The 24,549-nt window shown below is 70.0% G+C and carries 22 protein-coding genes; 15 read left to right on the top strand and 7 right to left on the bottom strand.

Annotation, left to right across the window (positions count from 1 at the left end; genetic code table 11):
- Positions 1 to 9 precede the first annotated feature (9 nt).
- Together SLUN_RS14235 and SLUN_RS14230 are read left to right on the top strand one after the other, a co-directional pair.
- Positions 10 to 798, top strand: a complete 789-nt coding sequence (locus tag SLUN_RS14235; RefSeq protein WP_108148843.1) for a phosphatase — start codon at positions 10 to 12, stop codon at positions 796 to 798.
- Between the two features lie 54 nt (positions 799 to 852).
- On the top strand, positions 853 to 1,008 hold the full coding sequence (locus SLUN_RS14230) for a hypothetical protein (RefSeq protein ID WP_175313427.1): 156 nt from the start codon (positions 853 to 855) through the stop codon (positions 1,006 to 1,008).
- 9 nt (positions 1,009 to 1,017) lie between these two features.
- Here the strand turns inward: SLUN_RS14230 and tesB are convergent, their stop codons facing one another.
- The 3 genes from tesB to SLUN_RS14215 all read right to left on the bottom strand — a co-directional run bounded on the left by tesB (position 1,018) and on the right by SLUN_RS14215 (position 4,673).
- A complete protein-coding gene (gene tesB / locus SLUN_RS14225) occupies positions 1,018 to 1,893 on the bottom strand; it encodes an acyl-CoA thioesterase II (protein ID WP_108148842.1) in 876 nt (291 codons plus the stop codon).
- A gap of 18 nt (positions 1,894 to 1,911) precedes the next feature.
- Positions 1,912 to 3,069 carry an acyl-CoA dehydrogenase family protein gene (locus SLUN_RS14220; RefSeq protein WP_108148841.1) on the bottom strand — a complete coding sequence of 386 codons (1,158 nt, stop codon included), beginning with the start codon at positions 3,067 to 3,069 and terminating at the stop codon, positions 1,912 to 1,914.
- 122 nt (positions 3,070 to 3,191) lie between these two features.
- Positions 3,192 to 4,673, bottom strand: coding sequence for a PucR family transcriptional regulator (locus tag SLUN_RS14215; RefSeq protein ID WP_108148840.1), 1,482 nt, complete (start codon positions 4,671 to 4,673; stop codon positions 3,192 to 3,194).
- Between the two features lie 129 nt (positions 4,674 to 4,802).
- Here SLUN_RS14215 and SLUN_RS14210 point away from each other — a divergent pair, with 129 nt between their 5' ends.
- From SLUN_RS14210 to SLUN_RS14200, 3 genes are read left to right on the top strand one after another with little or no spacing between them, the layout of a single operon-like run.
- Positions 4,803 to 6,275, top strand: coding sequence for a sodium:solute symporter family protein (locus SLUN_RS14210; RefSeq protein ID WP_108148839.1), 1,473 nt, complete (start codon positions 4,803 to 4,805; stop codon positions 6,273 to 6,275).
- Between the two features lie 58 nt (positions 6,276 to 6,333).
- Positions 6,334 to 7,305 carry an agmatinase gene (gene speB / locus SLUN_RS14205; RefSeq protein WP_108148838.1) on the top strand — a complete coding sequence of 324 codons (972 nt, stop codon included), beginning with the start codon at positions 6,334 to 6,336 and terminating at the stop codon, positions 7,303 to 7,305.
- Positions 7,302 to 8,984 carry a thiamine pyrophosphate-binding protein gene (locus SLUN_RS14200; protein ID WP_108148837.1) on the top strand — a complete coding sequence of 561 codons (1,683 nt, stop codon included), beginning with the start codon at positions 7,302 to 7,304 and terminating at the stop codon, positions 8,982 to 8,984. Before speB ends, SLUN_RS14200 begins: the two co-directional genes overlap by 4 nt.
- 99 nt (positions 8,985 to 9,083) lie before the next feature.
- Here the strand turns inward: SLUN_RS14200 and SLUN_RS14195 are convergent, their stop codons facing one another.
- Positions 9,084 to 9,974, bottom strand: a complete 891-nt coding sequence (locus tag SLUN_RS14195; protein WP_108148836.1) for an SUMF1/EgtB/PvdO family nonheme iron enzyme — start codon at positions 9,972 to 9,974, stop codon at positions 9,084 to 9,086.
- 116 nt (positions 9,975 to 10,090) lie between these two features.
- A complete protein-coding gene (locus SLUN_RS14190) occupies positions 10,091 to 10,864 on the bottom strand; it encodes an aminotransferase class IV family protein (protein WP_108148835.1) in 774 nt (257 codons plus the stop codon).
- Between the two features lie 446 nt (positions 10,865 to 11,310).
- On the opposite strand from SLUN_RS14190, the gene SLUN_RS14185 reads away from it, so the two are divergent.
- The 5 genes from SLUN_RS14185 to SLUN_RS14165 are packed head-to-tail and all read left to right on the top strand — an operon-like array spanning position 11,311 to position 14,729.
- Complete coding sequence (locus tag SLUN_RS14185) at positions 11,311 to 12,336, top strand: radical SAM protein (RefSeq protein WP_257153724.1); 1,026 nt, start codon at positions 11,311 to 11,313, stop codon at positions 12,334 to 12,336.
- Positions 12,333 to 12,965 (top strand): AAA family ATPase, encoded by a 633-nt coding sequence (locus SLUN_RS14180; protein ID WP_108148834.1) that lies wholly within the window; start codon positions 12,333 to 12,335, stop codon positions 12,963 to 12,965. The genes SLUN_RS14185 and SLUN_RS14180 overlap by 4 nt, the downstream gene beginning before the upstream one ends.
- Positions 12,958 to 13,470: a hypothetical protein gene (locus tag SLUN_RS14175; protein WP_159100251.1), complete on the top strand. Its 513-nt coding sequence runs from the start codon at positions 12,958 to 12,960 to the stop codon at positions 13,468 to 13,470. Before SLUN_RS14180 ends, SLUN_RS14175 begins: the two co-directional genes overlap by 8 nt.
- On the top strand, positions 13,467 to 14,258 hold the full coding sequence (locus tag SLUN_RS14170) for an STM4013/SEN3800 family hydrolase (RefSeq protein WP_108148832.1): 792 nt from the start codon (positions 13,467 to 13,469) through the stop codon (positions 14,256 to 14,258). The genes SLUN_RS14175 and SLUN_RS14170 overlap by 4 nt, the downstream gene beginning before the upstream one ends.
- A 21-nt stretch (positions 14,259 to 14,279) precedes the next feature.
- Positions 14,280 to 14,729, top strand: a complete 450-nt coding sequence (locus SLUN_RS14165; RefSeq protein WP_108148831.1) for an NUDIX hydrolase — start codon at positions 14,280 to 14,282, stop codon at positions 14,727 to 14,729.
- Between the two features lie 50 nt (positions 14,730 to 14,779).
- On the opposite strand, the gene SLUN_RS14160 is transcribed toward SLUN_RS14165, so the two are convergent.
- Positions 14,780 to 15,430, bottom strand: a complete 651-nt coding sequence (locus SLUN_RS14160) for a response regulator transcription factor (RefSeq protein WP_108148830.1) — start codon at positions 15,428 to 15,430, stop codon at positions 14,780 to 14,782.
- Between the two features lie 4 nt (positions 15,431 to 15,434).
- Positions 15,435 to 16,604 carry a sensor histidine kinase gene (locus SLUN_RS14155; RefSeq protein ID WP_108148829.1) on the bottom strand — a complete coding sequence of 390 codons (1,170 nt, stop codon included), beginning with the start codon at positions 16,602 to 16,604 and terminating at the stop codon, positions 15,435 to 15,437.
- A 107-nt stretch (positions 16,605 to 16,711) separates the two neighbouring features.
- Here SLUN_RS14155 and SLUN_RS14150 point away from each other — a divergent pair, with 107 nt between their 5' ends.
- From SLUN_RS14150 to SLUN_RS14130, 5 genes are all read left to right on the top strand, one after another.
- A complete protein-coding gene (locus tag SLUN_RS14150) occupies positions 16,712 to 17,644 on the top strand; it encodes an ABC transporter ATP-binding protein (protein WP_108148828.1) in 933 nt (310 codons plus the stop codon).
- Positions 17,641 to 18,432, top strand: a complete 792-nt coding sequence (locus SLUN_RS14145) for an ABC-2 transporter permease family protein (protein ID WP_108148827.1) — start codon at positions 17,641 to 17,643, stop codon at positions 18,430 to 18,432. The genes SLUN_RS14150 and SLUN_RS14145 overlap by 4 nt, the downstream gene beginning before the upstream one ends.
- Before the next feature lie 97 nt (positions 18,433 to 18,529).
- Entirely contained in the window at positions 18,530 to 19,567 is a 1,038-nt protein-coding gene (locus tag SLUN_RS14140; protein WP_108148826.1) for an esterase-like activity of phytase family protein, read from the top strand.
- A 133-nt stretch (positions 19,568 to 19,700) separates the two neighbouring features.
- Positions 19,701 to 20,678 (top strand): serine hydrolase, encoded by a 978-nt coding sequence (locus SLUN_RS14135; RefSeq protein WP_108148825.1) that lies wholly within the window; start codon positions 19,701 to 19,703, stop codon positions 20,676 to 20,678.
- A gap of 96 nt (positions 20,679 to 20,774) precedes the next feature.
- Positions 20,775 to 24,500 (top strand): ABC transporter ATP-binding protein, encoded by a 3,726-nt coding sequence (locus tag SLUN_RS14130; RefSeq protein WP_108148824.1) that lies wholly within the window; start codon positions 20,775 to 20,777, stop codon positions 24,498 to 24,500.
- Positions 24,501 to 24,549: the final 49 nt, after the last annotated feature.

Here is a 24,549-nt window from a genome sequence, read left to right as displayed (position 1 = left end):
AATGGGGTCATGCCGATACCCAGCCGTGCCGCCCTTGTCGACCACCTCGTCCGCACCCGTATCGCCGGAGACGTAGCCACCCCCCGCGACAACAACCTCTCCCACTACCGCAAACTCGCCAACGGCGACCGCCACTTCTGGCTCGGTCTCGAGCTCGGGGACCGCTGGACCGATGAGCAGGACGTGCTGGCCGTGATGGCCGAGCGGTGCGGGGTCAACGACGACCCCGAGCACCGGACCGGTCAGGACACCATCGACCCGGAACTGACCGTCGACGCCCTGGACCGGATGGCCGCCCGGCTGCGCAAGGCCGTGGCGGACCAGGAGCGGGTCCTCTTCGCGACCGGGCACCCGGGCGGGCTGCTCGATGTGCACAGGCAGACCGCAGACGCGCTGCGCGCCGCGGGCTGCGAGATCGTACGGATTCCGGGCGGGCTGATGGCCGACGAGGGCATGGTCTTCCAGTTCGCGGACGTCGCGATGCTGGAGCGCGGCGCGACGCTGTGGCACACGCACTCCCCGGCGCCGATGGCCGCGATCCTGGACGCCCTGGAGCGCGAGGGGCGCCCGTTGCCCCATCTGGTGGTGGCCGACCACGGCTGGGCCGGCTGCGCCGGTCAGCGCGGCATCGACTCCGTCGGGTACGCGGACTGCAACGACCCCGCGCTCTTCATCGGTGAGGCGGAAGGCACCCTCCAGGTGGCCGTCCCGCTCGACGACCATGTCACCGATCCGCGCTTCTACGACCCGCTGACGGCCTATCTGCTGGACTCGGCCGGGTTGGCGTCCCGGGGCTGACGGCAGGAGTCAGGCCGGATCCTGCGTTGATCGTGACGCCATGCGGATCCCATATTGGCTCGCACCGGGACGGAGGATCAGCTCGGCGGGACCATGCCGACGCTGCCCCTGCTGGCCCGGCCGGCACGGGCCATGGACGCGGCCCTCAGCCTGGAGCTGGACGGTGACACCTCGCGCGTCGCCTTCACCGCGCACACGCCCGCCGCCTGAGCCAACCCCTCAGCCGTGCGGAACGCGAACGACGCCTTCCTGGATGACCGAGACCGCCAGCCGCCCGTCCTGGGTGTAGATCCTGGCCTGGCCCAGACCCCGGCCGCCGGACGCGGAGGGCGACTCCTGGTCGTACAGCAGCCACTCGTCCGCGCGGAAGGGCCGGTGGAACCACATCGCGTGGTCGAGCGAGGCGCCCACCACATCGCCGACCGCCCAGCCGCCGCGCCCGTGCGCGAGCAGCACCGAGTCGAGCAGCGTCATGTCGGAGACGTACGTGGCGAGGCAGACGTGCAGCAGCGGGTCGTCGGCGAGCTTGCCGTTCGCCCGGAACCACACCTGCGAGCGCGGCTCGCGCGGCTGCCCGGCGCTCGCGTACGGCGGTGCGTCGACGTAGCGCAGATCGACCGCTGCCCGCGCTTCGAGCAGCCGCTCCACGGTGCCGGGATCGACGAAGTGCCGCGCGTGCGACGGCAGGATCTCGGCCGCGGTGGGCAGCGTCTCGGGGGCCGGCGCGGACGGCATCGCCGCCTGGTGCTCGAGACCTTCCTCGTACGTCTGGAACGACGCCGAGAGATGGAAGATCGGCTGCCCGTGCTGGACGGCGACGACCCGGCGCGTGGTGAAGGAGCGGCCGTCGCGGATGCGGTCGACCGTGTAGACGATCGGCGCGCCCGGGTCACCCATGCGCAGGAAGTACGCGTGCAGGGAGTGGGCCGTACGGTCCTCGGGGACGGTGCGGCCCGCGGCGACCAGGGCCTGGGCGGCGACCTGCCCGCCGAAGACACGCGGCACGAGGGCGGAGCGCGAACGCCCCCGGAAGATGTCCTGCTCGATCTGCTCGAGGTCGAGCAGATCGAGCAGGTCGTCGAGTGCTGTGCTCATGGAAGGAAGTAACTGCCCTTACAGACCCATGGACTTGGCGATGATCGACTTCATGACCTCGCTGGTGCCGCCGTAGATGCGGTTGACGCGGTTGTCGGCGTACAGGCGGGCGATCGGGTACTCGTTCATGTAGCCGTAGCCGCCGTGCAGCTGGAGGCAGCGGTCGATGACGCGGTGGGCGACCTCGCTGCAGAAGAGCTTCGCGGAGGCGGCCTCGGCGGGCGTGAGCTCGCCGGTGTCCAGGGCCTCCAGGGCGCGGTCGGCGACCGCCTCGGCGGCGTCCACCTCTGCCTGGCAGGCGGCCAGCTCGAACTTGGTGTTCTGGAAGGACGCGACCGGCTTGCCGAAGACCGTGCGCTCCTGCACGTACTGCTGGGCGAACCGGACGGCGGCCTTGGCCTGCGCGTACGCGCCGAACGCGATGCCCCAGCGCTCGGACGGCAGGTTCTGGCCGAGGTAGTAGAAGCCCTTGTTCTCCTCGCCCATCAGGTCCTCCACCGGGACCTTGACGTCGACGAACGCCAGCTCGGCGGTGTCGGAGGTGCGCAGGCCGAGCTTGTCCAGCTTGCGGCCGATGGAGTAGCCCTCGGACTTGGTGTCCACGGCGAACAGGGAGATGCCGAAGCGGCGGTCGTCCTCGCGCGGGGCGGAGGTGCGGGCGCAGACGATCACGCGGTCGGCGTGCACACCGCCGGTGATGAAGGTCTTGGAGCCGTTGAGGACGTAGTGCGTGCCGTCCTCGGAGAGCTTGGCGGTGGTCTTCATGCCCGCGACGTCGGAGCCGGTGCCCGGCTCGGTCATCGCCAGCGCCCACATCTCGTCGCCGGAGACGAAGTTCGGCAGGTAGCGCTTCTTCTGCTCGTCGGTGGCGAGCAGCTTGATGTAGGGCAGGGCGAGCAGCACGTGCACGCCGGAGCCGCCGAAGTTGACGCCCGCGCGCGAGGTCTCTTCGTAGAGCACGGCCTCGAACTTGTGCGTGTCCAGGCCCGCGCCGCCGAACTCCTCGGGGACGTTGATGCCGAAGACGCCCAGCTCGCCGAGCTTGTGGTAGAAGTCGCGCGGCGCCTGGCCCGCAGCGAACCACTCGTCGTAGACGGGGACGACCTCGGCCTCGATGAAGGCCCGGATGGTCTCCCGGAACGCCTCGTGGTCCTCGTTGAAAACGGTACGGCGCACGGACGCCTCCTCGTGACTGTGTGGGTACGCTGCGCTGTCTAAGCGCTTGCTCAGCTCTAAGTTACCCGGCAGTTGCAAGCACTGTCCAGAGTCCTGGGTGGTCGTAAGCGTCACAGCGCCCGTCACAGCGAGCGCAGCGCGAACCACAGCTCCATGCGTACGTCGGCGTCGTCGAGGTCCTCGTCAAGGAGGGTCGCGCAGCGGGCGATGCGCTGGCGGACGGTGTTGCGGTGGATCTCCATCGCGGTCGCGGTTCGGTCCCAGCTGCCGTGCAGGGAGAGCCAGTTGCGCAAGGTCTCGACCAGGGCGGGGGAGTCGGTGAGCGGGGCGAGGCGCAGCCGGGCGTGGCCGGCGGCCTCCTCGGGCGTCAGCAGCGCGGCGAGGGAGGTGCCGCGATGCCTGACCAGGTCGGTACGGGTGGCGGCGGCGCGGTGGACGGCCCTGGCGGCCTGGGTGTCGGCGGCTGGGAGCTCCTCGGGCCGGACGGGGGCGCTGACGCCGAGGGTCCAGCCGGGCTGGGGGGTGACCTCGCGGTCGGCTGGGAGCAGGATCCGTACGGTGCCGTCCTCGCGGGCGTCGACGAGCGCGCTGCCGAGGGCGGCACCGAGGGCGGACGCGGCGAAGGGGGCCGCGGCGCGGTCGCCGCGCGCGTGCACGACGACCCACCGCTCGGCCCCGAGCATCGGTGCGGCCTCGGCGGGGCCGGCTCCGAGGAGCAGCCGTACGAGGGCCGCGCTGCGGCCGGTGCTGCCGGCGCCCTGGTGGGGCGCGGTGAGGAGGGAGAGCAGCACGACGGCGACCCCGGCGACGGTGTGGTCGCCGGGCTCGCGGTGGGGCGTGGCGAGCCCGAGGACGAGGCCTTGGCTGCCGCCGAGGGGGTAGGCGGCGAGGTGCGTGCCGCGCACGGTATCGGTGGCGGACGCGGGCGCGGGCCGGTGTGTCTCCCCGGGGTGGGGGACCTCCTCCCCACCCCCCGGCCGGGGGTTCACCACTCGCGCCAGCCTGACCAGCGCCGCCCTCGCCTGCGCGCCCGGCGCGCGGCCCGACGCCGACAGCTCCACACCCGACGCGTCGAGCAGGACCGCCAGCCCGCCCAGGCGCGCCGCCAGCTGGTGGAGGACCGCCGGGATCGGGTCCGGGCGGGCAGCCGCCGTGGCCAGGCCCTGCTGGGCCTGGGTCACCCGGCGCAGCTCGCGGTGGCGTGCCTGGGCCATCAGGCGCCACACCGCCCGGGCCACCGCCGTGAACGTCGTCTTCGGCGGGACCTCCAGCAGCGGCAGCCCATGCCGGTCGCACGCCTCGATCAGCGCCCCCGGCACCGTGTCGTACACCGGCGCGACCCCGAAGCCCAGCGCTGCCGCCCCCGCCTGCACGATCCGCGACGCATACCTGTCGGGATCCTTCAGCAGTACCCCCGCGCTCAGCAGCAGCTCGCCGCCGAGCAGATACGGATAGGGGTCCTCCATCTCCGATGTGTGCACCCAGTGCACCACCGTGCCCGCGTCCGTCGGCCCGGCGATCTGGCGCAGGCCGAGCTCCTCGCGGCCGAGCAGTGCGGCGAGTGGGATCGGCGGGGTGGGCGGGGCTGCTGCGGTCTCCGGCATGGACAGTCCATCCATCAGCGGCGTAAAGAATGGATGAAACGTACACTTCAGCGTCTCATTCCGGCCACCTACCGTCGACTCGCACAAGGACTGACCCGCGACCACGGGGGACGAGACGAAAGGAAGCCGATGGCTGTCGACTACGCAGTGATCGTCGTCTATCTGGCCGGCATGCTCGGCATGGGCTGGTGGGGCATGCGCCGCGCGAAGTCCAAGAGCGAGTTCCTGGTCGCGGGCCGCCGGCTCGGCCCCTCGATGTACTCCGGCACCATGGCCGCCATCGTCCTCGGCGGCGCCTCCACCATCGGCGGCGTCGGCCTCGGCTACAAGTACGGCCTCTCCGGCGCCTGGATGGTCTTCGCCATCGGCCTGGGCCTCCTCGCCCTCTCCGTCTTCTTCTCCGCGCGCATCGCCCGGCTGAAGGTCTACACCGTCTCCGAGATGCTCGACCTGCGCTACGGCGGCAAGGCCGGCCTCATCTCGGGCGTCGTGATGTGGGCGTACACGCTGATGCTCGCCGTCACCTCGACCATCGCGTACGCCACGATCTTCGACGTCCTCTTCGACATGAACCGGACCGTCGCGATCATCCTCGGCGGCTCGATCGTCGTCGCGTACTCCACGCTCGGCGGCATGTGGTCGATCACGCTCACCGACATGGTGCAGTTCGTCGTCAAGACGATCGGCGTGCTGCTGCTCCTGCTGCCCATCGCGGTCGTCAAGGCCGGCGGCTTCAGCGAGATGAGGGCGAAGCTCCCCACCGAGTACTTCGACCCGCTCGGCATCGGCGGCGAGACGATCTTCACGTACGTCCTGATCTACACCTTCGGCATGCTGATCGGCCAGGACATCTGGCAGCGGGTGTTCACCGCCCGCAGCGACAAGGTCGCGCGGTACGGCGGCACGGTCGCCGGCACGTACTGCCTCGTCTACGCCCTGGCCGGTGCCGTCATCGGCACCGCCGCCAAGGTCCTCTACCCGACGCTGCCGAACGCGGACGACGCCTTCGCCACCATCGTCAAGGACGAACTGCCCATGGGCGTCCGCGGCCTGGTGCTGGCCGCGGCCCTCGCCGCCGTCATGTCGACCTCGTCCGGCGCGCTGATCGCCTGCGCCACCGTCGCCAACAACGACATCTGGTCGCGACTGCGCGGTCTGGCGTCCCGGGGCGGCGACGACCACGACGAGGTGCGGAGCAACCGCGCCTTCATCCTGGTCATGGGCGTCGGGGTCATCTGTATCGCCATCGCGCTCAACAACGTCATCGAGGCGCTGACGGTCGCGTACAACCTGCTGGTCGGCGGACTGCTTGTGCCGATCCTCGGCGGCCTGCTGTGGAAGCGCGGCACGGTTCACGGCGCGCTGGCCTCGGTCACCGTGGGCGGCGTCGCCGTCATCGGTCTGATGGCGTGGTACGGAATCCTCGCCAACGAGCCCGTCTACTACGGCCTGCTGCTCTCGCTCGCGGCCTACGTGATCGTCTCGCTGGCGACGAAGCCGACGGACGCGGCGGTCCTGGCGTACTGGCGCGAGCGCCTGGCGGGCCGGGGCGCCGAGGAAGAAGAAGGGGCCCCGGCGGAACCCGTGGCCGTATCCAGCTAGGCCGGACAGGGCTTAGAGTCGAAAACCGCAACGAACCGTAGGAAAGAAGGCAAAACACATGAGCAGCAACGAGCAGCCGCGGGGCCCCGTCGACTCGTCCCGCATCCCGCGGTACGCAGGACCCGCCACGTTCGCCCGGCTGCCACGGCTCGACGAGGTCGGCACCGCCGATGTCGCCGTGGTCGGTGTGCCCTTCGACAGCGGAGTCTCCTACCGGCCCGGCGCGCGCTTCGGCGGTAACGCGATCCGTGAGGCGTCGAGGCTCCTGCGCCCGTACAACCCGGCGCAGGACGCCTCGCCCTTCGCGCTCGCCCAGGTCGCGGACGCGGGCGACATCGCGGCCAATCCGTTCAACATCAACGAGGCCGTCGACACGATCGAGGCCGCGGCCGACGACCTGATCGGCACCGGCGCGCGGCTGATGACGCTCGGCGGCGACCACACCATCGCGCTGCCGCTGCTGCGCTCGGTCGCCAAGAAGCACGGCCCGGTGGCGCTGCTGCACTTCGACGCGCACCTGGACACCTGGGACACCTACTTCGGCGCGGAGTACACGCACGGCACGCCGTTCCGCCGGGCCGTCGAGGAGGGCATCCTCGACACCGAGGCGCTCTCGCACGTCGGCATCCGCGGGCCCCTGTACGGCAAGCAGGACCTGACCGACGACGAGAAGATGGGCTTCGGCATCGTCACCTCCGCCGACGTCTACCGGCGCGGCGCCGACGAGGTCGCCGACCAGCTCCGCCAGCGCATCGGCGACCGCCCGCTCTACATCTCCATCGACATCGACTGCCTCGACCCGGCGCACGCGCCCGGCACCGGCACGCCCGAGGCGGGCGGCATGACCTCCCGCGAGCTCCTGGAGATCCTCCGCGGCCTGGCCTCCTGCAACCTCGTCTCGGCGGACGTCGTCGAGGTCGCGCCCGCGTACGACCACGCCGAGATCACGTCGGTCGCCGCCTCCCACACGGCGTACGAGCTCACCACGATCATGTCCCGCCAGATCGCGGCCGCGAAGGCTGCGCAGTGACCCACGACCACGATCTCGTTCTGCGCCCGACCGGGGCGCAGACCGAGGCCGCGCTGAACCCCCCGGCAGGGCGCAACGGCGGCGACCTCGTCGTAGAGACGCTGGCCGGTCTCGGCGCGACGACCGTTTTCGGGCTGCCCGGTCAGCACGCGCTGGGCATGTTCGACGCCCTGCGCCGGTCCTCGCTCTCGTACGTGGGACTGCGCGTCGAGAACAACGCGGGCTTCGCGGCCGACGCGTACGGCCGGCTGACGGGCGAGGTGGCCCCGCTGCTGCTCTCCACCGGCCCCGGCGCGCTGATGTCGCTGGCCGCGCTCCAGGAGTCGGCGGCTGCCTCCGCGCCGGTGCTCGCCATCGGCAGCCAGGTCCCGACGGCGGGCCTCGGCGGTGGCCGCCACGGCTACCTCCACGAACTGCCCGACCAGCAGGCCTCGTTCCGCGACATCGTGAAGTCCGTCCACACGGCCCGTACCCAGTCCCAGATCCCGTCGGCGATCGCAGCGGCCTGGGAGTCGGCTCTCACCGCCCCCCACGGCCCGGTCTGGGTGGAGATCCCGCAGGACGTCCTGCTGGCCGGGACGACCCTGCCGGTGGTCACGGCGATGGACGCGACCCCTGACGATGTCGTGCCGCGCCCCGAACTGACCGCGGTGGCGGCCGACTTGCTGTCCCGCGCCGCCCGCCCGGCGATCATCGCGGGCGGCGGAGTCGTACGCTCCGACGCGTCCGGCAAGCTGCTCGCGCTGGCGGAGAAGCTGAACGCCCCGGTGGTCACCACGTTCGGCGGCAAGGGCGCCTTCCCGTGGGAGCACCCGCTCTCGCTCCAGTCCTGGCTGGAGGACCGCCACACGACGGACTTCCTCGAATCGGCGGACGTCCTGCTGGTCGTCGGCTCGGGCCTGGGCGAACTGTCCTCGAACTACCACACGTTCGCGCCCCGCGGCCGGGTCATCCAGATCGAGGCCGACCCGGGCAAGCTGGAGTCCAACCACCCGGCCCTCGGCATCCACGCGGACGCGCGCCTCGCGCTCTCCGCGCTGCTGGAGACGGTTTCGGTACGGGAGGACGCGACGGCCGCCGATTCCGTACGCACGGTCCTGACCAAGGTCGGGTCCCGCATCGCGGCCCAGGACCTCACCCTGGAACAGCGGGTGCTGGCCTCCGTCCGCGAGGCCCTCCCCGACGCGTCCCCCAGCTTCTGGGACATGACGATCCTGGCCTACTGGGCCTGGTCGGCCTTCGACGCCCGCCACCCGAACACCATGCACTCGGCCCAGGGCGCGGGCGGCCTCGGCTACGGCTTCCCGGCGGCGCTGGGCGCCGCGGCGGCGGACCGTACACGTCCGGTCCTCGCGGTCTCCGGCGACGGCGGCGCGATGTACTCGATCGCCGAGCTGGCCACGGCCAAGCAGTACGAACTCCCGGTCACCTGGCTGATCGTGGACGACGGCGGCTACGGCATCCTGCGCGAGTACATGAAGGACACCTTCGGCGAGGCGACGGCGACGGAGCTGTCCCGCCCGGACTTCGTGGCACTGTCGGAGTCCTTCGGCGTCCCGGCGGTCCGCACCACCCCGGAGTCGCTCACGGAGGACCTGGCGAAGGCCCTGACGGAACCCGGCCCATCGGTGGTGGTGCTCCCGGCGGTCCTGCGGATGTTCGCCCCGACGCATCTCTGAGGCGTCCTCCGATCCCTGGCCCCGCTGCGCATCCCCCTGGGCAGCGGGGCCAGGCCGTGTCGAGTCAACGCAGACACAGGACTACGGGCTCATTTCTTGTCAGGCAGACCGGGGTTTCAACAGCGCTTGGAGCGCGGCCCCGGCGATGCAGCACAGAAATCCGGTGTCGTCGTCGAGCATGGTCGACGAGGCGTCATTGAACGATGACGGCGTGGACCGAGAAAAGGGGCTGGTGAATGCGCCGGCCTTCAACTCGTAGCGGTTGGCAACGGTTCGAGTGCTGCACCACTCCCAGGTGTTGCCGCACATGTCGTACACCCCGTACGGACTTACACCACTGTGGAATCGGCTTACCGGCGTGGTGGTTCCGACCCCGCTCTCCCTGGCGTTGCACTTCGCGGGTGTGGGCTGGTTCCCCCATGGATACACATTGCCCCTTACCCCCCTGGCCGCCTTCTCCCACTGTTGAGAACTCGGCAGCTCCTTACCCGCCCACGAGGCGAACGACGCCGCATCGTGCCAGGTAACGAAGGTAACCGGATGATCGAAGATCGTGTCCGGGCACTTCCCTTTGAGCCAGTGCTCCGGAGGTTGGCGTCCCGTTGCAGCAACGAACCGCGCGTAATCGGAGTTCGTCACCGGGAAGATGTCGATGTAGAAGGCGGGGAGCCAGACAGGCTTGTTGCTCCCCCCGCTCAAGTAGACCCCAGCATCGACGAGGGCCATCTGCTTACCGTCGTTTGGGTGCCTGTCTTGCTGTTGTTGTGGAAGGTCATGAGTACCACTTGGACTCTGTCCCGGCAGGACCGATTCGTAGCCACCCGTGAGGCTGGCGAACCGCTCGTGGACATCCGGGCTGGACGCCTTCAACGACGTGTCCAGGGCAGCCTGGTTGACTTCGCGAATGGCTATCGTCTCGCCTCGGAGTTCCCACGTGGAGAGGGTCCGCTCACTGACTCCGAGGTGAGCCGCGAACGCTTCAAGGCTCATCCGCTTCGCCTTGCGTAATGCTTTGGCCTCTCGGCCGGTCCAGCGCTCTACCGTGGCCACCCGTCCCCGCTTTCTCGTGACCGAGCCCAGCCATCAGCCCATGCCCGGTTTCCGGATCAGACGGAGTCGCCGGCTACGTCCATGTATTCCTTGCGGAGAATGTCGATGATGGGGTGATCGCCGGGCATTTCCCTGTCATCGATGCGCGTGATAGCGCGGACTCCGATGGCGGCGTTGGTCGCGAAGGCCGCCTCCATGGAAGCGAGGTCTCGGAGAGAGACAGGTGCGCCCCGGTGTTCGTGGGCTTCTTGGAGGAGCCGCATCGTCACGCCCACGAGGCAGTCAGCATCCGGCCAGATCACCTGGTCGCCGTCGAAGAAGCCGATGTTCCAGGTGCCGCCCTCGGAGATGCGCTCTCCCCCATCTACGAAGAGCGCGTCGTCGAATCCGTTGAGCTGGGCCGCGCGCCGATGGTGGAGCAGGCCGAAGAGCCCCACACTCTTCACGTTGGGAGCATCTCGCACGTACAAGGACGACTGCACCCGCAGGGGTGGGAGAGGCAGGGTGGCGGCCGACCTGTGCGTGACGAGGATTCGAGGGTCCGTGGCGTGGTCCGGATGCCCCAGGTCCGTGGTCGGGTCGAACACCGTGACGCGGATCGTGATCGACCCGTGGGCCGGTGCCATTCGCCGGATGAGTTCGCGTACACGCTCCGTGTCGAGGTCCGTTCCGAACAGGGCTCGACAGTCGCGGGCGAGCCTGTCCAGGTGAAGTGACAGGCCGCGGACTCGGCCTTCGTCCACTCGGAGACTCGTGAAGTGGCCGTAGTTGGTGAGGGCGAGTGTTTGGAGCTCATCCAGGCTGACGGGGCGTCCGTTGAGTTCTGCCATGCCCCCAGCATGGCAGTCGCGCCCATCGAGCCTGTTCCACGAGCTCTCGCGCGGGCTCGAACTTCGGTGAAACTTCAGGGCCACGACAGCGGGACGACATTCAGACCGCGTCACTGTGCGCGCCAAGCTGGTGACTCAAGGTTGAGGTCACGCTCCATCCACTGAAGAGACCTCGCAGACGACTTGCGCCTACAAGGCGCTGGAGGATCCGTGGCCACGGTGGCGAGTGTCGAGCACAGGCTGAGCATGAGCCACCGTCGAGCCTGCCGTCGCAGGCGCGCCGCCGGGTCGCCAGCCAAAAGGTCTTGACCTTCCCCCATGACTCGACCTGGCGCGTGGGCAGGTCACACGCCACCTACAGACCCTCTTGAAGCTCATCAACGGCGAGTAGCCCGGCCATCGCCGTTGCCGTCCAAAGCGAGTCCGCTCCCTCCGAGGAGGTTGCCGTGCGCACTGCTCAGGTTTCCATTGCTACGCCCGAAGTCGACTGGACCGCCTTGCAGAACTTTGCCGCTCTTCGTGGCCAGCTCAGGGTGTCCTTCACCCCTCGCTGCAACATCGCCTGCTGGTTCTGCCACAACGAGGGCGACGTACCGCCCCCGCTGACCCGGCAGGACCGGTCGCAGCAGCCGCGCCCCCGCGGACTCGACCCGGAGGGGCACCTCGCACTCATCACCTCCCTGATGGAAGCAGGACTGAAGCGCGTCTACTTCACTGGCGGCGAACCCCTGACCTCCCCCGTGGCCCGCCCCGTGTTGGAGCAACTTCCCGAGCCCGGCGCGGACGCCTCGTACACCTTGATCACCAACGGCACACGTGTACGTACGCATCGGTCGTGGCTGTCCAAGACGTACTTGGACAAGGTGAAGGTGTCCCTGCACTACTTCTCCGACGAGTCCTTGCAGGCCATTGCCGGAACCCGCATCGGGATCAACGCGGTTCTCGACGGCATCGAGACCGCGCGGGAGATCTTCGAGCGGGTGGAGCTGAACACCGTCCTTCAGAGGGAGAACGCCCACGAGGTCGGGCAAATCCTTGACTTCGCGCTGGAGCGGCGGATGCCAATGCAGTTCATCGAGCTCGTTGGCACCGGCTTCAACGAAGGTCGGGCATCTTCAGCCGTGTCGGCCGACGAGATCGTCACCTACCTGCGCACGCTGACCAGCGACGAGCACACCGAAGTGGCTGGCGTCGGGCAGGGCCGCCGGGTCTTCAGAATCGATGGCGTCGAGATCGATGTCATCCACCGCAACCTCGGGCGCCACCACGTCGGTCAGTGCGGCACCTGCCAACTTCGGACCACGTGCGTCGAGGGCTTCTGGGCGCTGCGAGTTGACCACGACGGTGGCATCCAGCCCTGCTTGCTCCGCGATGACCTGCGCCTGGACATCAAAGAACTCCTGGCTGACCCGGCCCGGCTCGCGGAAGTCGTTGCCGGGCACATCACCTCGTTCACCGAGGGGACTCTATGATTTCGCATCCGTATCTGCCCGTCGACTGCGACGGCCCCCGCAGCCCGTTCGTCGTCCTCGAAGGTGTCTCCGGGATAGGGAAGTCGACGCTCGCCGCAACCTTGGCCAAGCGCTTGCAAGCGACCGAACTGCACACGCTCCCGATGCCGCACTCCGGCTGGTCTTCGACAGCGAACAGATGGCTGCGGCCCCTGCCGCAGTTCGCCTTCTACCTCTCGGGGGTCCTCCACGCCGCCGACTCCATCCGCCAATCCAGGATGATCGGAACTGTGGTCGCCGACCGCTACATCTCCTCGGTCATCGCGTGCCACGCCGCCGTGCATGGCTTGCAGACAGAAGCGGTCACCGAGCTCGTGGAGCCCTTCCGGCCGTATTTGGAGGTCCCTACCCACACGTTCTACCTGCGCTGCTCAGAGTCGGTCCTGCGCGAGCGAATGGCCGGCAAGCCGGACACGAAGCAGGACGACACCGACCTCTTCGCAGTCCCCGGACGACTGGCGCAACTGCTGGCCAACTTCGAGGCGGTGGGGGCCGCCGACAGTACGGCCGTTGTCGTCGACACCGACGCCAAGACGCCCGACGATCTCGCTGAATGGGTCATTGCTCACCTGGAGGGCAAAGGTGCTTAACCCCATCAACACCGATGCTGTTGTCCTCGACGGCGCCGTCATAGGCCAGTTCCCAGTTGAGATCCACGAAGGCGTTGGCTGGTGGGTGGGCGCCTGCCTCGTCGTCACGGCCAAGGCCAACCGAATCGCCGTCGCTCATGACGGCCACGGGACCAGCGCCACGTTCTACGAGCGTCTGTGCCGGGGCGCCATCAACGCCCAGCACTTCGCCTGCACCGTCGCCGACCTCCGTGTAGCCGACGAGGCCTCGCTGATCCGGACCATGAAGGAGCTGGGCTCCGTACCAGGCGCATTGGTCACCACGACGGTCGGCGATGACGGCGCCGAGACGGTCAGGATCTCGCTGTACGACCGTGAAGGGCAGCCGCTCGGCGAGGAAGCTGGGCTGGCCCGGATTCGCCGAATGATCGCCGAGGATCATGTGCCGATCCCCGTCAATGACCGGTCCAAGGGGCGAGTGGAGCAGTACTCCCGGCAGGTGGCCGAGGAAGGGGTGGAGGAGTGATCGACGCAGCCGAGATCATCCGGACCGGTACCAGCATCCTGTTCCTCACCCTCGACTCGTTGCGGTACGACGTGGCCCGCAACGCTCTCGACGACGGGCTGACGCCACGTATGGCGAGCCTGCTGCCCGAGGGAGGCTGGGAGCGTCGACACACACCCGGCAGTTTCACGCTCCCAGCGCACATGGCGTTCTTCTCCGGGTTCTTGCCCAAGCTGCCGCAGCCCGAGCAGCCGCCGCGCCTCTGGGAGTGTCGCCCGCCTGCCTTCAAGACGGTCGCCAAGGAGACGTTCGTCTTCGAGGCGTCGAACCTCCTCAACGGCCTCGCGGAGCACGGCTACCGAAGCGTCTGCATGGGCGGCGTCACCTACTTCTCGCGCGAGACGCCGCTCGGCTCCGTCCTGCCCGACATGTTCGATGAGGACCACTGGCGGCCCGAGTTCTGCTCGCCCGAGATGGACTCCACGCGCCACCAGGTCGACCAGGCCCTACAGATCGCCGCGAAGTACGACGGCCGCCCGCTGTACCTCTTCGTCAACGTCTCGGCCACTCACGTACCTCACGGCCACTACCTCGGCGACAGCCGAGACACTCTCGCGTCCCAGCGTGCCGCGCTCGCCTACGCCGACGACCACCTCGGGCGCCTGATCTCCGCCCTTACGGCGAAGCAACGCTGGCTGATCATCATGTGCGCCGACCACGGCGACGCTTTCGGCGAAGACGGATTCCACGGCCGGGGCATCGCTCACCCGGTCGTTATGAACGTGCCGTTCGCGGCGATGGTGCGCTGATGGCCGCTATCCTCGCCAGGCATGAGCGACGACATCCAAGGCCGCGGGCCGGTACGCGACGCTTCCGTTGTGGTCGCCCTCAACGCTGATGGCATGGTGGCCCTCCTGAGCTCCGACTTCTCCCGCCACGGCGGCGAGTACCTGTTCTTGCCGGGCGGGCGGAGGGAAGACGGTGAGACCCCGGAGGAATGTGCACGCCGAGAGCTGCGTGAAGAGGCCGGCATCACCGCCGAGTCGTGGGGGTCGCTCGGCTCGTACGCCATGACCCTCGACTCGACGGCGCGTGTCCACCTCTTCGTAGCTCACCAATTGACGTGCGGCCCGCAGGAGCTCACTCCCACCGAGGAGGGCTTCAAGCTCGCCTGGTGGCCTGTGAGCGACGCGATCACGGCGGCGTTCAATGGGCGCTTCCTCCTCCCCGCCGGGCCGTTGGCACTGCTCCTCGCCGACCGGTTGGCGGAGGCTCGCTGATCTCCTCGCGCCCGTGAGGGCGATGTCCCTGCGCATGGCCGTCTCAACTCTCAGGCGGGTGCCACGAACCCCGACTCGTACGCCGCGATCACCGCCTGTGTGCGGTCCCGCGCGCCCAGTTTGGACAGGACCGCGCTCACATGGGTCTTGACCGTCTCGGTGCCCACCACGAGCTGCGTGGCGATCTCCGCGTTCGACAGTCCGCGTGCCATCAGCCGCAGCACCGCCGCCTCGCGCTCGGTCAGTGCCGCGCGTTCCATCGCCGCGCGGGCGGCCCGGCTGCCGTACTCCGCGGCCAGGGAACGCACCGCCGCCGGGAAGAGCAGGGAGTCGCCCTCCGCGACCAGGCGCACCGCGTGCACGATCTCCGCGGGGCGGGCCCGCTTGAGCAGGAAGCCGTCGGCGCCGGCGCGCAGGGCCTCGTAGACGTATTCGTCGTTCTCGAAGGTCGTGATGACCAGGATCTTGGGCGGGTCGTCGACGGTACGCAGCACCGCGCGGGTGGCCTCGATGCCGTCGAGGAGCGGCATCCGGACGTCCATCGCCACCACATCGGGGCGCAGTTGCCGCACCAGGGGGATCACGGCGGCGCCGTCCGCCGCCTCGCCGGTGACCTCGATGTCCGGCTGGGCCTCGAGCACGGCGCGCAGCCCCGCCCGTACGAGCGGTTCGTCGTCGACAAGCAGAACAGTGATCGGCACCCGGTCAGCGTAGGCCGTCCAGGGGAAGTCCGACGTGGACCCGCCATTCGCCGTCGTACGGACCGGTGTCGGCCTTGCCGCCGAGCAGCGCCGCCCGTTCGCGGATGCCGCGCAGCCCGCTGCCGCGGCCGGTCGAAGTGACCGGTCCCGGAAGGGGGTTGGCGACCTCCAGTTCAAGACGGCCGTCCGCGACGGCGATCCGTACGCGCGTCGTGACCGGGCCCGCGTGCCGCAGTACGTTCGTCAGCGCCTCCTGCACGATGCGGTAGCCCTCCCGGGAGACCGGGCCCGGGAGCTGTTCCACGGGACCCGTCACCTCGGCGTCGACCTTGGCGCCGGAGGCCCGCGCGGACTCCAGCAGCCGGTCCGCGTCGGTGAGCGTCGGACGCCGGCTCGCGGGCCTGCCGGACTCCCGCAGCACCAGGAGTACGCGCTCCAGGTCCTCCAGCGCCGCCCGGCCGGTCTCCTCGATGGCACTCAGCGCACGGTCGGTGAACTCCGTACTGCCTGCCGTCCTGGCCGCGCCCGCCTGCACCACCGCCACCGTCAGAGCGTGGCCGATCGAGTCGTGCAGCTCCCGGGCGATGCGGTTCCGCTCCAGCAGCTGCTCGGTGCGCTCCTCCAGGGCGGCGAGCCGCTCCGCCGCCGACGGGCCGAGCAGCCGCCGCGCGATGGCTGTGATCAGCTCCCCGAGTCCCACAACGGCCGCCAGCAGAGCGGCGATCGGCAGCGGAGCGAGCAGCGCGTACCACCAGTGGTGGCCCGGCACGTCGATCAGCTCGCCCTCGCCGGTGCCGCCGCCCGCGGCCATGGCCAGATCCACGGACAGCCCGAGCAGGTTCGCCGTGAGGTATCCGGTGAGCAGGCCAAGTGCCAGCCGGATCTCCATCCACAGGGCTGTCCGCCACCGGTCCGCCCAGGTGGCGGACGACTCGGCGGCTATACCCGAGGCCGACTCCGCGTATCCGTGCGGGGAGAGCAGCAGCCGTGCCTGCAGCCCCTCGGCCAGCCGCACCGCCGGAATGAGCCCCAACAGCCCCAGCAGCACGACCGGTACGTACGGCCGCTCGGTGTCGACGAACAGCCACATGCCCCAGACGATCACGCCGATGAACAGATGCAGCCAGCGGGTGTAGGTCACCGAGCGGGTCAGCGGGCGCACGAAGCGGAGCATTCCGTCATCGTGTCAGCGCCCCTCTGCCCACGGCTCCCCCGCACGGGGGAGGCGATCTCCACCGGCGGGGGAGGCCCCGGCCACCGCCCCGCGGCCACGCTGGAGCCATGACCAGCATCGACGTCACAGAACTCACCAAGGAGTACGGGACGACCCGCGCCTTGGACGGGCTGACCTTCAGCGTGCGGCCCGGCAGGGTCACCGGCTTCCTCGGGCCGAACGGCGCCGGCAAGTCCACCACCATGCGTCTGGTCCTCGGCCTGGACCGGCCCACCTCGGGCACCGCCACCATCGGCGGGCGGGCGTACGCCGCGATCGGCGAACCGCTGCGCCACGTCGGCGCGCTGCTCGACGCGCAGGCGGCCCTCGGCTCCCGTACCGCCCGCGACCATCTGCGTATCCTCGCCGCCGCCAACCGGATCGGGGCCCCTCGCGTGGACGCCGTGCTGGAGCAGGCCGGGATCGCAAGCGTCGCGGCCCGGAGGATCAGGACGTTCTCGCTCGGCATGCGCCAGCGCCTCGGGATCGCCGCGGCCCTGCTCGGCGACCCCGAGGTGCTGATGCTGGACGAGCCCTCCAACGGACTGGACCCGGAGGGCATCATCTGGATCCGTGAACTGATGCGCCGACTGGCCCGCGAGGGCAGGGCAGTCCTCGTCTCCAGCCATCTGATGAACGAGACAGCCTCCTTCGCCGACCATCTCGTCGTCCTCGGCAGGGGCAGGCTGCTCGCCGACACCGGCATGCAGGACTTCATCGACGCGCGGACCACACCGCGCGTGCGGCTGCGCACGACCGAGGGCGAGCGGCTGCGCACGGCCCTGAGGGGCAAGGGCTTCACGCCCGTCGAGGGGGCGGACGGCCGCTGGACCGTGGAAGGCGCGAAGGTGGCGGACATCGGGCCCCTCGCCGCACACGAAGGCATCCCGATCCTTGAACTCGCCGACGAGGAGGCCACGTTGGAACAGGCCTATCTCGCGCTCACCGCGGACGAGACCGAGTTCGCGGCACCCCGTCCGGCCGTGGGCCAGGAGGTATGACCGTGTCCCTCACGTCGTCCAGCACGTCGTCGTTCACGTCCACGTCGTCGTTCGCGCCCGTTGTCCACTCCGAGTGGCTCAAGATCCGCTCCGTACGCTCGCTCGGTGCGACGCTCGCGTCCGTCTTCCTCGCCACCGTCGGCTTCTCACTGCTGCTGAGTGCCACGCTCAGCACCGAGGAGACGGCGAAGCCCGACTTCGACCCGCTCCTCTCCTCCTTCTTCGGCATCGACTTCGGCCAGATCGCGGCCATCTGCTTCGGTGCCCTGGCCGTCGCGGGGGAGTACAAGAGCGGCGCCATCCGCATCTCGCTGGCCGTCGTCCCGCGCAGAGGTGTCCTCTACGCGGCCAAGCTCGCCGTCATCGGCGGCCTGGCGCTCCTCGTGGGCCTGGCCACGAGCGTCACCTGCTTCCTCGCGGGACAGGCCTTCCTCGGCGACCGCGGCGTCGGTATCGGGGACCCGGGCGCCCTGCGCGCAGTCGTCGGCTGCGGGATCTATCTGGCGCTGATCACCTTGTTCTCGGCGGGACTTGCGGCGGTGCTGCGCAGCGGACCCGCGGTCATGGGCATCCTCATCCCGTTCCTGCTCATGGTGTCGTTCGTGATCGGGGACGTATCGCAGGACGACAGCGTCGTCGAGTTCCTGCCCGACCGGGCGGGCCGGCAGGCACTGCTGCAGGAGTCGACCGGCGTCCTCGGGCCGTGGACCGGTCTCGGTGTCCTCGGGATCTGGGTCGCGGCGGCGCTGTGGGCGGGGTGGCAGTCGCTCCACCGACGGGACGCCTGACCCGTGGGCTGGACGGACGCCTGACCCCGGCGCGGGACGGCCGAACGTTCACGGGGAGTCCGCCCGGGCTCAACCCGTCGCGTCCTACCGTGACGCCATGCGCCTGCGAACCGTACTCGCCTCCGTCACCGCCGGTCTGGCGGTGGCCACCTGCGTGGCCGCCACCGGGCCCGCCAACTCCCAGCCCCGGACGAGCAGTTGCTCGCCGAGCGTGGTCATCGACGGCTACTCCGACGCGCTCGACAAGACCGAGTTCCAGGGCACCTTCGTCGGCAACTTCTCCGCCCTCGCCCTCGACGGCCGCGGCCGGATCGCCGCGCTGTCCGACCGGTCGGAGCTGTTCACGCTGGACGCGCGGACCTACGCGCCGCGCACCGTCGCACATCTCGCCGACGAGCAGGGCGCGCAGCTCGACTCCGAGGGACTCGTCGTCGAGCGGGACGGCAGCCGGCTGATCAGCTCCGAGACCGAGCCCTCCGTACGCCGTTACGGCCAAGACGGCACCCTGCTCGGCAGCCTCCCCGTGCCCCAGGCCCTGCGGGTCGCCCCGGCCGGACGCGCCGGCCGGAACCAGACCTTCGAGGGGCTGACCCTCCAGCCCGGCGGCCGTACCCTCGTCGCCGCCATGGAGGGCCCGCTCGCCGGTGACGATGCCGGGATCAGGCGGCTGCAGACCTGGTGGCGGTCCGGCCCGCAGCGCGACTTCAGGCCCTCGGCGCAGTACGGCTACCGCACCGACACCGGCCTCAGCATCAGCGAGTCCACGGCCACCGGGGACGGCCGGCTGCTCGTTCTCGAGCGCGGCTTCACGGCGGGCGTCGGCAACACAGTGCGCCTCTATCTCGCCGACCTGAGCGACGCCTCGGACGTCAGCTCCGTCGAGTACCTCAAGGAGCAGGACGGCGTCCGGCTGGTACGCAGGACCCTGCTCGCGGACCTCGTCGACTGCCCCTCCCTCGACGCCCCCGCCAAGCAGCCCCAGCCCAATCCGCTGCTCGACAACATCGAGGCCCTGGCCGTGACCGGGCACGCCCCGGGCGGGCGGCTCCGCCTCCTGCTCGCCAGCGACGACAACCAGAACGCCACCCAGATCACCCGCTTCTACCGGCTGACCGTGCGGCTGCCGCGCCACTGAGCCGACGCCCTTCGCGGGAAGCCGACCCGTTGCAGAACTTCGTACAACTTTTCAGCCGGCCGTTAGTCATGTGGTGCGGGTGCCCCGGAAAGGCGCACCCGCACCAGGTCACACAGGGGACGGGAAAGCCTCCATGACTCACCACCGAGTACGCGGCCGCGCCGCGCGCCGCGCACGTGGCGCCGCCGCAGTCCTGGCCGCCGCGACGCTCGTGCCACTCGCCGCGGCCACGGCGCCCGCGGCCGCCGCGACACCGCAGGTCGCCTGCACCTCGCAGAAGGCGGGCCTCGCCGCCAAGCTCACCGCCGACATCACCGCGGCGCTCGCCGGCCGCCGGTCGACGACCGCCGTGCTGCTCAACGACCGGGTCAGCAAGACCAGTTGTGTGCTGCGTCCGGACCAGAAGTACGACTCGGCCAGCGTGGTCAAGGTGACCGTGCTCGCCGCTCTCCTGCAGGAAGCGCAGATCCAGAAGCGCGGATTCACCCAGCGTGAGTTCACTCTGGCGAGCGACATGATCACGAAGTCGGACAACGCCGCCACCAGCGCGCTGTGGAAGCAGCTCGGCACCACCAAGATCAAGCGCTTCCTCACGGCGGCCGGAATGACGCAGACCGTCCCCGGCGCCAACGGCTACTGGGGACTCACCCAGATCAACGCGCGTGACGAGCAGAAGCAGCTCGCCGCGCTGACCGTGAAGAACACCGTGCTCAGCGACGCCAACCGGTCGTACGCCCTCAAGCTGATGAGCAAAGTCATCACCTCCCAGCGCTGGGGCACCCCGGCCGGGGCACCGGCAACCGCCACCGTCCAGGTGAAGAACGGCTGGCTGTCGCGGGCCACGCACGGCTGGCGCGTGCACAGCATCGGCGCCTTCACCGGCAACGGCCACGACTACACGATCACCGTCCTCACCCAGGACAACGCCACCATGAAAGACGGCGTGAACACCATCCAGGCGGTCGCCCGCGCGATCCACAAGGACCTCAACCCCGCGGCGTCCGCGCTCACGGCCTTCGTGCCGCCCGCAGCGCCCCAGGAAGCGGTCCCGGCGTCCCCCCAGTCGCCCGCCGTCCCGCTGATCACGGCCGTGCCGAGTCCTAGGACCTGAGACCTGTCCTGGTCCCGGATTTGTTGCGGCGGGATGAAATCCGCTGCTCCCCGCGTTGGTGTCTTCCGGTAGATCAGAAAAAACGGGAGGCATCACGTGGCGGCGGCGAATCAGGGGTGGGCGCGGCGGCTGGCCGGTTACGCCTGGCGGTACCGGCGCAATGTCGTGCTCGCCCTCGGGTCCTCGCTGGCCGGTATGGCCGTCATGGCGCTCGTCCCGCTGATCACCAAAGTCGTCATCGACGACGTGATCGGTGACAGCACAGGTTCCATCGGTCTCTGGACCGGGCTGCTGATCGCGTCGGCCCTCGTCGTCTACGCCCTCACCTTTGTCCGCCGCTACTACGGCGGCCGCCTCGCGCTGGATGTCCAGCACGATCTCCGTACCGACATATTCGGAACGATCACCCGCCTCGACGGCCGGAAGCAGGACGAGCTGTCCACCGGACAGGTCGTCGGCCGCGCGACCAGCGACCTTCAGCTCATCCAGGGCCTGCTCTTCATGCTCCCGATGACCATCGGGAACATCCTGCTCTTCCTCATCTCCCTGGTGATCATGGCGTGGCTGTCGCTGCCGCTCACCTTGATCGCGATCGCCGTCGCTCCCGCCCTCTGGTTCATCGCCAAGCGCAGCCGCACCCGGCTGCATCCCGCCACCTGGTACGCGCAGAGCCAGGCGGCCGCCGTCGCGGGCGTCGTCGACGGTGCCGTCTCGGGCGTACGCGTGGTCAAGGGCTTCGGCCAGGAGGACCAGGAGACCGGCAAGCTGCGCGAGGTCGGCCGCAAGCTCTTCGCGGGCAGGCTGCGCACCATCAGACTCAACTCCCGCTACACCCCGGCCCTCCAGGCCGTCCCCGCGCTCGGGCAGGTCGCGATGCTGGCGCTCGGTGGCTGGCTGGCCACACGCGGCCAGATCACCCTGGGTACGTTCGTCGCCTTCTCCACCTATCTCGCTCAGCTCGTCGGCCCGGTCCGGATGCTCGCCGTGGTGCTGACCGTAGGACAGCAGGCGCGCGCCGGCGTGGAGCGTGTACTGGAGCTGGTCGACACCGAGCCGACGATGCGGGAAGGCACGAAGGAGCTGCCGGCGGACGCGCCCGCGACCGTCGAGTTCGACGATGTGACCTTCGGCTACGACGAGGAGCGCCCGGTCCTCGACGGCTTCTCGCTGGAGATCCGGCAGGGCGAGACCGTCGCGGTCGTCGGCTCGTCGGGCAGCGGCAAGTCCACCGTCTCGCTGCTGCTGCCGCGCTTCTACGACGTGTTGCACGGCGCGGTCCTCGTCGGTGGCCACGATGTGCGCGAGCTGACCTTCGACTCGCTGCGGGCCGCCATCGGGCTCGTGCCGGAGGACAGCTTCCTCTTCTCCGAGACCGTGCGCACGAACATCGCGTACGGGAAGCCAGACGCGACCGACGAGGAGATCGACACCGCGGCGCGCGCCGCCCAGGCCGACCGTTTCATCGCGGAGCTGCCGGACGGCTACAACACCAAGGTCGGCGAGCACGGCCTCACCCTCTCCGGCGGCCAGCGCCAGCGCATCGCGCTCGCCCGCGCGATCCTCACCGACCCCCGGCTGCTGCTCCTCGACGACGCCACCTCCGCCGTTGACGCGCGCGTCGAGCACGAGATCCACGAGGCCCTGCGCGGCGTCATGGCGGGGCGTACGACCCTGCTGATCGCCCACCGGCGCTCCACCCTCAACCTCGCCGACCGGATCGCCGTCCTGGACGGCGGCCGGCTCGCCGGCATCGGCACCCACGAGGAGCTGGTGCGGAGCTCGGCGCTGTACCGGCGGCTGCTGACCGACCCGGACGAGCTCGGCGGCGTATCGCCGGGACACTCGACTCCGTCGGACGTCCTTGGACCCGAACCGCGGGAGGACCACACCGTACGGGACGAGCTCGACGCCGAGTTCGACGTCGAGCGCGGCATCACGCCCCGGCTGTGGGTACGTGAGGAGAACACCGGAGAGTCCGCGGCCCCCGGCGCCACCCCCGAACTGCTCGCCCAGGTCGAGGCGCTGCCGCCGGCCACCGACACCCCCGAGATCGACGAGGCGCGCGCCGTACGGGCCGAGCAGTCGTACGGGCTGCGCCGGCTGCTGCGCGGCTTCGGACTGCCGCTGCTCGTCAGCCTGTTGCTGGTCGCCATCGACGCGGGCATGTCGCTGCTGCTCCCCGTCCTGATCCGGCACGGCATCGACCAGGGCGTCACACAGCTCGCGCTCGGCGCGGTCTGGGCGGCCTCCGCCCTCGCGCTGGTCTCGGTGTTCGTGCAGTGGGCCGCGCAGATCGGCGAGACCCGGATGACGGGCCGCACCGGCGAGCGCGTTCTCTACTCCCTGCGTCTGAAGATCTTCGCGCAGCTCCAGCGGCTCGGACTCGACTACTACGAGCGCGAGTTGACCGGCCGGATCATGACCCGTATGACGACGGACGTGGACGCCCTGTCCACGTTCCTGCAGACCGGACTGGTCACCGCGTTCGTCTCGGTCGTCACCTTCTTCGGCATCATGGTCGCGCTCCTCTTCATCGATCTGCAGCTGGCGCTGGTGGTCTTCGCGACCCTGCCGCTGCTGATCGTCGGCACGTTCTTCTTCCGCCGCAAGAGCGTGAAGGCGTACGAGCTGGCCCGCGAGCGCATCAGCGTCGTCAACGGCGACCTCCAGGAGTCCGTGTCCGGGCTGCGGATCGTCCAGGCGTTCCGGCGCGAGCGCGACGGCCGGGACCGGTTCGCCGCCCGCAGCGACAGCTACCGCCGGGCCCGCGTGCGCGGCCAGTGGCTGATCTCCGTCTACTTCCCCTTCGTGCAGCTGCTGTCGTCGGTGGCCGCCGCGGCCGTGCTGATCGTGGGCGCGGGCCGGATCGAGGCGGGCACCCTCACCACCGGCGCCCTGGTCGCGTTCCTCCTCTACATCGATCTGTTCTTCGCGCCGGTGCAGCAGCTCTCCCAGGTCTTCGACGGTTACCAGCAGGCGACGGTCTCGCTGGGCCGTATCCAGGAGCTGCTCCAGGAGCCGACATCGACCGCCGAGGCGAAGGAACCCCTCGACGTGCTCTCGCTGCGCGGCGACATCGCCTTCGAGAACGTCGACTTCGCCTACGGAGCCTCCGACGCGCCCGAGGAGGCCCTCACCGGCATCGATCTGCGGATCCCGGCCGGCCAGACCGTCGCTTTCGTCGGCGAGACCGGCGCGGGCAAGTCGACGCTGGTCAAGCTGGTCGCGCGGTTCTACGACCCGACGAGCGGCAGAATCACCGCGGACGGCCGGGACCTGCGCGAGCTCGATCTGACGGCATACCGGCACCGCCTCGGCGTCGTCCCCCAGGAGGCGTACCTCTTCGAGGGCACGGTCCGGGACGCCATCGCGTACGGCCGCCCCGGCGCGAGCGACGCCGAGGTGGAGGCCGCGGCCCGTGCCGTCGGCGCCCACGACATGATCGCCACCCTGGACGGCGGCTACCTCCACGAGGTCTCCGAGCGCGGCCGGAATCTCTCGGCCGGCCAGCGCCAGCTGATCGCCCTGGCCCGCGCCGAGCTCGTCGACCCGGACATCCTGCTGCTCGACGAGGCGACCGCGGCCCTGGACCTGGCCACCGAGGCCCAGGTCAACCAGGCCACGGACCGCCTCACTGGCCGGCGCACCACGCTGGTCGTGGCACACCGCCTGACCACGGCGGCCCGCGCGGACCGGGTGATCCTGATGGACGCCGGACAGGCGGTCGAGGACGGCACGCACGACGAACTGCTGGCGCTCGGCGGCCGGTACGCGGCGCTGTGGCGGACCTTCATAGGTGAGGACGAACCCGCGGCGGTGTGAGGGGTGCGATGCGACGGCCGGACGGAGTCCGGCCAGTCGGCCGAAGCTT

The organism is Streptomyces lunaelactis, assembly GCF_003054555.1.
In the GTDB taxonomy this organism is placed as follows: domain Bacteria; phylum Actinomycetota; class Actinomycetes; order Streptomycetales; family Streptomycetaceae; genus Streptomyces; species Streptomyces lunaelactis.
Note: the sequence above shows the minus strand (reverse complement) of the source record. Positions and strands in the feature narration are given on the sequence as shown.

Bases quoted from the DNA above. Each gene is read 5' to 3' on its own strand.
- SLUN_RS14235 (WP_108148843.1), top strand. From the start codon at position 10: ATGCCGATACCCAGCCGTGCCGCCCTTGTCGACCACCTCGTCCGCACC.
- tesB (WP_108148842.1), bottom strand. From the start codon at position 1,893: ATGAGCACAGCACTCGACGACCTGCTCGATCTGCTCGACCTCGAGCAG.
- SLUN_RS14215 (WP_108148840.1), bottom strand. From the start codon at position 4,673: ATGCCGGAGACCGCAGCAGCCCCGCCCACCCCGCCGATCCCACTCGCC.
- SLUN_RS14210 (WP_108148839.1), top strand. From the start codon at position 4,803: ATGGCTGTCGACTACGCAGTGATCGTCGTCTATCTGGCCGGCATGCTC.
- speB (WP_108148838.1), top strand. From the start codon at position 6,334: ATGAGCAGCAACGAGCAGCCGCGGGGCCCCGTCGACTCGTCCCGCATC.
- SLUN_RS14195 (WP_108148836.1), bottom strand. From the start codon at position 9,974: ATGAGCCTTGAAGCGTTCGCGGCTCACCTCGGAGTCAGTGAGCGGACC.
- SLUN_RS14190 (WP_108148835.1), bottom strand. From the start codon at position 10,864: ATGGCAGAACTCAACGGACGCCCCGTCAGCCTGGATGAGCTCCAAACA.
- SLUN_RS14180 (WP_108148834.1), top strand. From the start codon at position 12,333: ATGATTTCGCATCCGTATCTGCCCGTCGACTGCGACGGCCCCCGCAGC.
- SLUN_RS14165 (WP_108148831.1), top strand. From the start codon at position 14,280: ATGAGCGACGACATCCAAGGCCGCGGGCCGGTACGCGACGCTTCCGTT.
- SLUN_RS14155 (WP_108148829.1), bottom strand. From the start codon at position 16,604: ATGCTCCGCTTCGTGCGCCCGCTGACCCGCTCGGTGACCTACACCCGC.
- SLUN_RS14150 (WP_108148828.1), top strand. From the start codon at position 16,712: ATGACCAGCATCGACGTCACAGAACTCACCAAGGAGTACGGGACGACC.
- SLUN_RS14145 (WP_108148827.1), top strand. From the start codon at position 17,641: ATGACCGTGTCCCTCACGTCGTCCAGCACGTCGTCGTTCACGTCCACG.
- SLUN_RS14140 (WP_108148826.1), top strand. From the start codon at position 18,530: ATGCGCCTGCGAACCGTACTCGCCTCCGTCACCGCCGGTCTGGCGGTG.
- SLUN_RS14135 (WP_108148825.1), top strand. From the start codon at position 19,701: ATGACTCACCACCGAGTACGCGGCCGCGCCGCGCGCCGCGCACGTGGC.